A 6,293-nucleotide genomic window follows, 5' to 3' on the forward strand; every position below is an offset into this window, starting at 1 on the left:
TTAATGCTTTTTTAATTGGTTTATTCTCTGGATGTTTTCCTGTTCGATCGTCGGGTGTGATTCGCTCTGCAACCAGTCGAGAACCTCCTCACGGTTAAAGTAAAGCTTACGGCCTTTATGCTCCGGCTTGCGAAACGGAATCTTTCGGTCGCTCGTAAATTTGTAAATCGTCGCCTTGCTGTATCCGGTCAGGCGCACGACCTCCTCGATGGTCATTACTTGCTCGGTCGGAGCTTGATTCGCAGTAAGATTACCCAAGATTCGGTCGATGCCGAGAATCTTTTTCAGTTGTCCCACGGTCAGCATTGCGATCGGGGTTTCATCGGTGAATTTGTTCATGTTTCTATTGAATTATATGGGTTTTCGTCTGTTTTTATCATAATGTATACTTAGTTGGACTACATATGAAAAAATCCCCTGAAATCCGAGGATTTCAGGGGAGTGTCATTGAAAATATCCCTATAAGTACAAAAAACAGGTCTATTTTAATATTCTGTGAAGCGATGCGAATAAATTGTCTCTGTCGGAAGCATCTATCTCATCGAACCAGTGTGCCAGTTTGCGGTTGATGCGACACAGTGATTTGTAGGTGGTTCCCTGCATGTCCCGCTGTAAGGCTGCTATGTTGAGGCGATCGATTATCATATCTGTTTGCATTCGGTAATGCAGATACCCGATGTAGAGCCAAAATCTGAAGTCTGTCTCCTTTCGAACGAAAATCGTATCTTTCAATATCGAGAATTCCTTATGGCATTTTTTGCAGTAGGCCATGTAGGGCTTGACATCTCGTAAATAAGAAAACCGTTTATCTCCACATGAGGGACAATAGATTCCACAGTACGTTTGATAAAATTGAAACGCATCTGCTTCTGTCGAGAATTTTTGTAGGAAATCATCGTATTTAATAGGCGGGGAATACATGACAAACGTAGCTTTATGAACCGAAAAAGAACGTTTTCAATTTCTTCAATCCATCCTCGTGCTTCTTTTGGTCGTGAGACTTTAATTTCTGTATATTAAGCAGTTTCCATTGAACCGACGGATAATGCTGGAAATCCCGGTATTCCGATGCGTCCCAATCCGGCGTCCCGTCTTCGAATCCGAGTAAAAATGCTTTGTCGGTCGGTGTCAGATGGTCGTTGATATACTCGACCAGTCGGCGGCGGGTCGCTTCGTACTGCTCGTAGGTGAACGGCGTTGAGGACATGCCCTCAAATTGGTTGGTCAGGGCGTCGCGCTGGTCGTTGAAATTAGGATTAAGGGACTCCAAGATCGGGCGGTCGCTTCCCAGCAGGCAGAAGATGAAACCGCGCTTAATCTGGTCAAAGTCTTTGATATAATCGAGCATCAGACTTACATCGAACAGGTCGCGCGGGTGCTGGCGGTCGAGTGCCGCCGTGATCTTGCCGCCATAGAGTTGCGACAGCGGCACGATGCGGGCTTTGCAGAATACGCCGAAATCTTCTTGGGCAAGGTCGCATAAGGGTAATTCGATGGGCGGTGCAATGATGCCGCGCTTCACGTCGTTTACCTCCACTTTGACGAAATGCCCGTTATGGGTGCAGATCAGTTTGTTGGGAACTTCGCGTACTGCAATGCCCGGTATCGCAGTCTCGATCTTTGCCTTTACCGCTTTCAGCCGTTCTTTGATATGGGCGAGGCTTGCTTCCCGCGGCTTGACGGGAATGTAGGTCAGGTCGATGTCTACTGAATATCGCGGCAGATTTTGCACGAACAGATTGATTGCCGTGCCGCCGTGAACGGCAAAACATTCTTCCGTCGAAATAATCGGGATGATGCGGAGCAACAGCCGCACGCGCTCTTTGTACTCTTGATTAATCATTTTTCAGTTCTGCCGGAATCGTGATTTGGTATTTCTTATCGTAAACGCCTCCTTTGGCGATTACCCGCTTGCCGCTGCCGAGGTCTATCCGGTCGAGGTCAAGGGCCTCGAACCACGCATGACGGGCCTTTTCGGCCATAAAGAGGAACAGCCGCTTCACTTTGACGGAACGGCACTCCTCCAACAGTCGTTGTACATTCTTCGGCGGGAGTATCGACAGCATTTCCATCACATAATAGAGGTCGGTAATGTCGTAATATTGCGGAGCGAGGTGCAGACACTCCATAAACGCCCGTTCCGGGGTAGAGATCGGCAACTCGAAAACCCCTTGTCGGGTGGTGGTGATTCCGGTGTCGGAATTGAATATTTCGGTGGTAAACAGCCGGAGTGTAACGCCCCAGTCGTATTTTCTGAACCAAAGCGGTAAATACTCCTTTTGTGGCGCAGACAGCGAAACGGTCGGTCTGCCCATCGGAAGGTAGTGCGAATATCCGTGTATCTCCAATGCCGACATGGCTCCTATTGTCAGATGTTTGTCAGCCTGTGTATTGAGGCTGTATATGGCTCCGTATAACGTCGGCGTATCGCCCGTGCGGATCATTGCACCTGTCCCTATGGGGGTCAGCCAAGCGGATTCGACGTATCTGTGTTGGGTGGAGTGCGGTATATTATTTTGCTTCATCCACGAGGTCAGATACACGGCTCCAGTCGGAACCCCTTGTAGTAACTGGTTTATTTTCGACTTGTTTTTTACGCTCATAGCGCAAATATACAAAAAATATTAAACCATTATTAGTCTATTACAAAACTTTTGCCGCCTCGTTGATTACCTTGTTGTCGAAGCTGTCGAGGTAGGTGTTGGTCGTTTCGAGGTCGGCATGACCGAGCATCTGCGAAATGATTTCGCGCGGGATTTTATTGTATTGCAAGGTCATTGCCATTGTATGACGGCTTACATAGCTGGTCAAATGATAATCGATACCGAGTTCTTCGGCCAACGATTTCAAATATTTTTGATATTTGGCGTAACGGCTTCGGATGTGGTTGTATAGCTTCTCGCCCGTATAGCCGGAACAGGTAATAATCGGTAACAAATAGTTATCGACGGTTGGCGAGGCAGATTTCAGCCGTTCGATCAATCCTTGAATCTCCGGCGTGATATGGATTCGGATGGCAGTTACGTTCTTTTGGTGCTTAATCTTGTTGCGTTTGTAGACGATATAATTTCCGTCGGCCAGCCGTTGAATATGATCGGTCGTAAGGTAGGCCATATCGACGAACGACATTCCGTAGCAGTAGTAAGAAAAAAGAAAGAGTTGCCGGGCGTATTCGTTCTGGGGATTCTGTGCGGGCGTATCTTTGAGTTTTTGCAAGTCTTGAGGCGGAAGGTAACGCTTCTCCGTCGCTTCTTCCAGCTTGGCGATCTCGAAGCCGCCTTTTCCGAAAGGATAGGCTGCCTCCGAGCCGATACCCTCCCGGTTCGCTTGATTCAATATAGTTCGCAATGCCTTGAAATAATATTTGCGGGTATTGCCCTTACAACCTCGCTTTTGCAGGAACGTATCGAAATTGCGCACGTAACGCAGGTCGATGTCGGAGAATAGCCGTTGATTCAGTTTGCCGTCGTAATATTTGAGCAGCCGAAGTGTTTCGAAATAGCATTTGGCGTTGCCCGTGTGGCCGGTATCCCGCAGTGTTTGAATATGGCTTTCGAGGTATGCGCAGAATTTGCCCTGCTTGGAGGGGCTCAAAAATGTTTCCTCAAATTGATTCAGCGTCCAGTCGATGCCGTCTATCTCGAACTTCTCGATAATCTCGCGGGCGCGGGCCTTGACCTTGTCCAGAAAGGCATTGTCCTGAATGCGTTTCTTATTGGCCTCCCGCTGTTTTTCACCTTTCAAATTCCGTTCGATGATAAGTCGTTCGGCCGAATTGTCCCAATAGGCCGGATCGACGTATAATTTCAGACTGATGCGCTTGCGACTGCTGTTTTTAGTGACGCATAATTGGAGAATGTGATACCCCATTGAATTGGGTTTGTATTTCCGTAAAACGATGCGAACCGAATAGGCCATTTCCCGATGCAAAATAATTGGTGGTACAAAAGTGGTACAAGAAAAATCGCAATAGATGACAATAAGTCAAAATCGCAATTATCTGTACGTGATGTAAATATACTAAAATAAAGTTAATTACTTTTATCGGAAAAAATAAATTTCTCCTCTGGGGGGCGTGTGGTCGCTGGTTCGAATCCAGTCACCCCCCCCCGACTGATGGAAAGGCTTGGTAATCTGATGATTGCCGAGCCTTTTTTCGTTTGTTGGCGGTTGATTGATTCGTGGCCTCTGACCCCGTTTTTACGTTGGTTTACACGGTCTGTGAAACCGTGGTGTAAACCGCCAAAAGGCTATGGACGCCACTATTTCAGTTGTTTGTTTCAAAAGCAAAACCCTCGCCAACGGGGAGCATCCGCTCATGTTGCGCATTACGAAAGACCGTAAACGGACGATGAAAAGTTTGGGTGTTTCCGTGCATCCGTCTAACTGGGATTTCGACCGCAACGAGCCTAAACCCAAGTGTCCCGACCGCAAGTACATCCAGCAAATCATTCTGAAAGTCAAATCCGAGTATCAAACCAAATTATTGGAGAAAGCCGCCCGCGATGAAGACTATACGGCTGAAACGCTCGTAAAGGAACAGACCCGTGAGCAAATCCAGTCCGAGACGGTAGAGAGTTTTTATTTGCGGACGGTGGAACAACTCAAGCGGGAGGGAGCGGTTGGTAATGCTTATGCCTATCTGAACTCCTACAACGTGCTCAAATCCTTTAACGCTGACAAACCGCTGTCCTATACGTTCGGTCAGATAGACGAAGCGTTTTTGAGTGCTTTCGAGGGATGGATGCGGTCGAAAGGCAATAAGGAAACGACATTGAGTTTCCAGATGCGGACTTTACGGGCGATGTTCAACCGAGCAATTAAGGCAAAGATTGTCAGCAGGGAGAAAAACCCATTCAACGAGTACAAGATTAGCAAATTCAACACCCGTACACCGAAACGAGCGTTGAGCAAGACAGACATGATGAAGATTATCGACGCTGATTGTTCACAGGGGAGGGGGCAGAACGGATCGAGTAGATTTCCGGTAATTTTGAACCCTGTTTAATGCGGCCTTCGGGTCGCATTTTTTATGGGTTTTATCGCGTTCGGATTGCCGAATAGAACAAAACGGGTGTTTTGTTGTCTATTTGGACGCATGTGATAATTATTTGTTGTGTAAAATATTGATATATAGGCAATTGTTTAATTGCTGAAACTTTTGGATCGAAAAGATTGAAATGAAATGTTTGGTTATTCAGCCAATAATTCATACTTTTGTGTAGTAAAAATTGCCTCTTCTTCGGAGGTTGCATTTTTTACAGGGGTTTCGGTGTTGTTCCTGGGTCAGGAACGGTTGCATCAGGTGTCGGATTACAAGCGGCCAACCCCCGATTGCCTCGCTGAAAAACTGCCTTGCACGGGCTGGTTTCTTATCTGCGGGGGATTGTAAAGTATGCCCTTTAGCAAGCTATGTTCGACAAGAGTGACGAAGAGCACTGGTATGCACTGAAAGTTTTTTACAACCGGGTGTTCGATGTCGAAAGGCTTCTCGCACAGGACGGTGTAAAAACCTATATCCCGTTACGTTCCATAGAAACAACCGTCGGTGGCAGGACGATCTGCCGCCGAGAACCGGCTGTCTCTTCACTGATGTTCGTCCGGCAGGCCGAACGCTCGGTGCTTGAACTGATGCAGCGGGTAAGGCCGACTACTCCGCTGATGGTCTATTTCGACCGGGATACCAAAAAGCCGGCCGTCATTCCCGATCAGGAGATGAATGCCTTTATGCTGGTTACATCGATCGACGACCCCGGATTGGAATACCTCGGTGAAGTGCCGGCGGAGTTCCGCCAGGGCGACCGGGTGCGCGTTACGGAGGGTGTTTTCAAGGGGGCCGAGGGGTATATCAGACGCATCAAGGGCAACCGGCGGCTGATCGTCTCGATCGAAGGGGTCGTAGCTGTGGCGACGACTTACATTCCCGGCAGTTTTCTCGAAAAAATCACGACGGATTAATCGGTCTATTCTGCCGAACCTGTACGTATTCCGTCCGCAGATCTCTCTGCAGGCGGGAATTTCGATAATTTTTATTTTAGGTCACCGATAATCGGCTTATCCCTGTTCCGGCAGGGATCGATTCATATTGCATTCCGGCTATCCTGTCGGTCAGGTTTCCGGTAATTTTTCGCCTCACTCCATGCTTTATCATTTATTGTCAGGTTTAGGAATCGAGAAGTACGTTTCGTCACGTTACTTTTCGTCGTGGCTTATCCTAGCCATCGATACCGTCGTCTCTGTTTTCTCGACGTTCGTCGCGTACCTGCTGGTGCGTGGACTCTTCCCGCACCCGG

6 protein-coding genes are annotated in these 6,293 nt (G+C 47.8%); 2 read left to right on the plus strand and 4 right to left on the minus strand.

What is annotated here, in order from left to right:
* The 4 genes from KG007_RS13855 to KG007_RS13870 form a co-directional block, all read right to left on the minus strand.
* Nucleotides 1–339 (minus strand): helix-turn-helix domain-containing protein, encoded by a 339-nt coding sequence (locus KG007_RS13855; protein WP_213349728.1) that lies wholly within the window; start codon nt 337–339, stop codon nt 1–3.
* Between the two features lie 595 nt (nt 340–934).
* Nucleotides 935–1,843 (minus strand): nucleotidyl transferase AbiEii/AbiGii toxin family protein, encoded by a 909-nt coding sequence (locus KG007_RS13860; RefSeq protein ID WP_213349730.1) that lies wholly within the window; start codon nt 1,841–1,843, stop codon nt 935–937.
* Nucleotides 1,836–2,603: a type IV toxin-antitoxin system AbiEi family antitoxin gene (locus KG007_RS13865; RefSeq protein ID WP_249413375.1), complete on the minus strand. Its 768-nt coding sequence runs from the start codon at nt 2,601–2,603 to the stop codon at nt 1,836–1,838. Before KG007_RS13865 ends, KG007_RS13860 begins: the two co-directional genes overlap by 8 nt.
* Before the next feature lie 40 nt (nt 2,604–2,643).
* Nucleotides 2,644–3,918, minus strand: a complete 1,275-nt coding sequence (locus tag KG007_RS13870; RefSeq protein ID WP_213349733.1) for a site-specific integrase — start codon at nt 3,916–3,918, stop codon at nt 2,644–2,646.
* Between the two features lie 334 nt (nt 3,919–4,252).
* Between KG007_RS13870 and KG007_RS13875 the strand changes: the two genes are divergently transcribed.
* Together KG007_RS13875 and KG007_RS13880 are read left to right on the plus strand one after the other, a co-directional pair.
* The gene (locus tag KG007_RS13875) at nt 4,253–5,008 is read left to right on the plus strand and encodes a phage integrase SAM-like domain and Arm DNA-binding domain-containing protein (RefSeq protein WP_249413377.1); all 756 of its coding nucleotides are present in this window, start codon (nt 4,253–4,255) and stop codon (nt 5,006–5,008) included.
* Nucleotides 5,009–5,412: 404 nt separating this feature from the next.
* Nucleotides 5,413–5,958, plus strand: a complete 546-nt coding sequence (locus tag KG007_RS13880) for a UpxY family transcription antiterminator (RefSeq protein ID WP_213349735.1) — start codon at nt 5,413–5,415, stop codon at nt 5,956–5,958.
* Nucleotides 5,959–6,293 lie beyond the last annotated feature (335 nt).

This window comes from Alistipes montrealensis, assembly GCF_018362775.1.
Classification (GTDB): domain Bacteria; phylum Bacteroidota; class Bacteroidia; order Bacteroidales; family Rikenellaceae; genus Alistipes; species Alistipes montrealensis.

Bases quoted from the DNA above. Each gene is read 5' to 3' on its own strand.
- KG007_RS13870 (WP_213349733.1), bottom strand. From the start codon at position 3,918: ATGGCCTATTCGGTTCGCATCGTTTTACGGAAATACAAACCCAATTCA.
- KG007_RS13880 (WP_213349735.1), top strand. From the start codon at position 5,413: ATGTTCGACAAGAGTGACGAAGAGCACTGGTATGCACTGAAAGTTTTT.
- KG007_RS13875 (WP_249413377.1), top strand. From the start codon at position 4,253: ATGGACGCCACTATTTCAGTTGTTTGTTTCAAAAGCAAAACCCTCGCC.
- KG007_RS13855 (WP_213349728.1), bottom strand. From the start codon at position 339: ATGAACAAATTCACCGATGAAACCCCGATCGCAATGCTGACCGTGGGA.
- KG007_RS13865 (WP_249413375.1), bottom strand. From the start codon at position 2,603: ATGAGCGTAAAAAACAAGTCGAAAATAAACCAGTTACTACAAGGGGTT.
- KG007_RS13860 (WP_213349730.1), bottom strand. From the start codon at position 1,843: ATGATTAATCAAGAGTACAAAGAGCGCGTGCGGCTGTTGCTCCGCATC.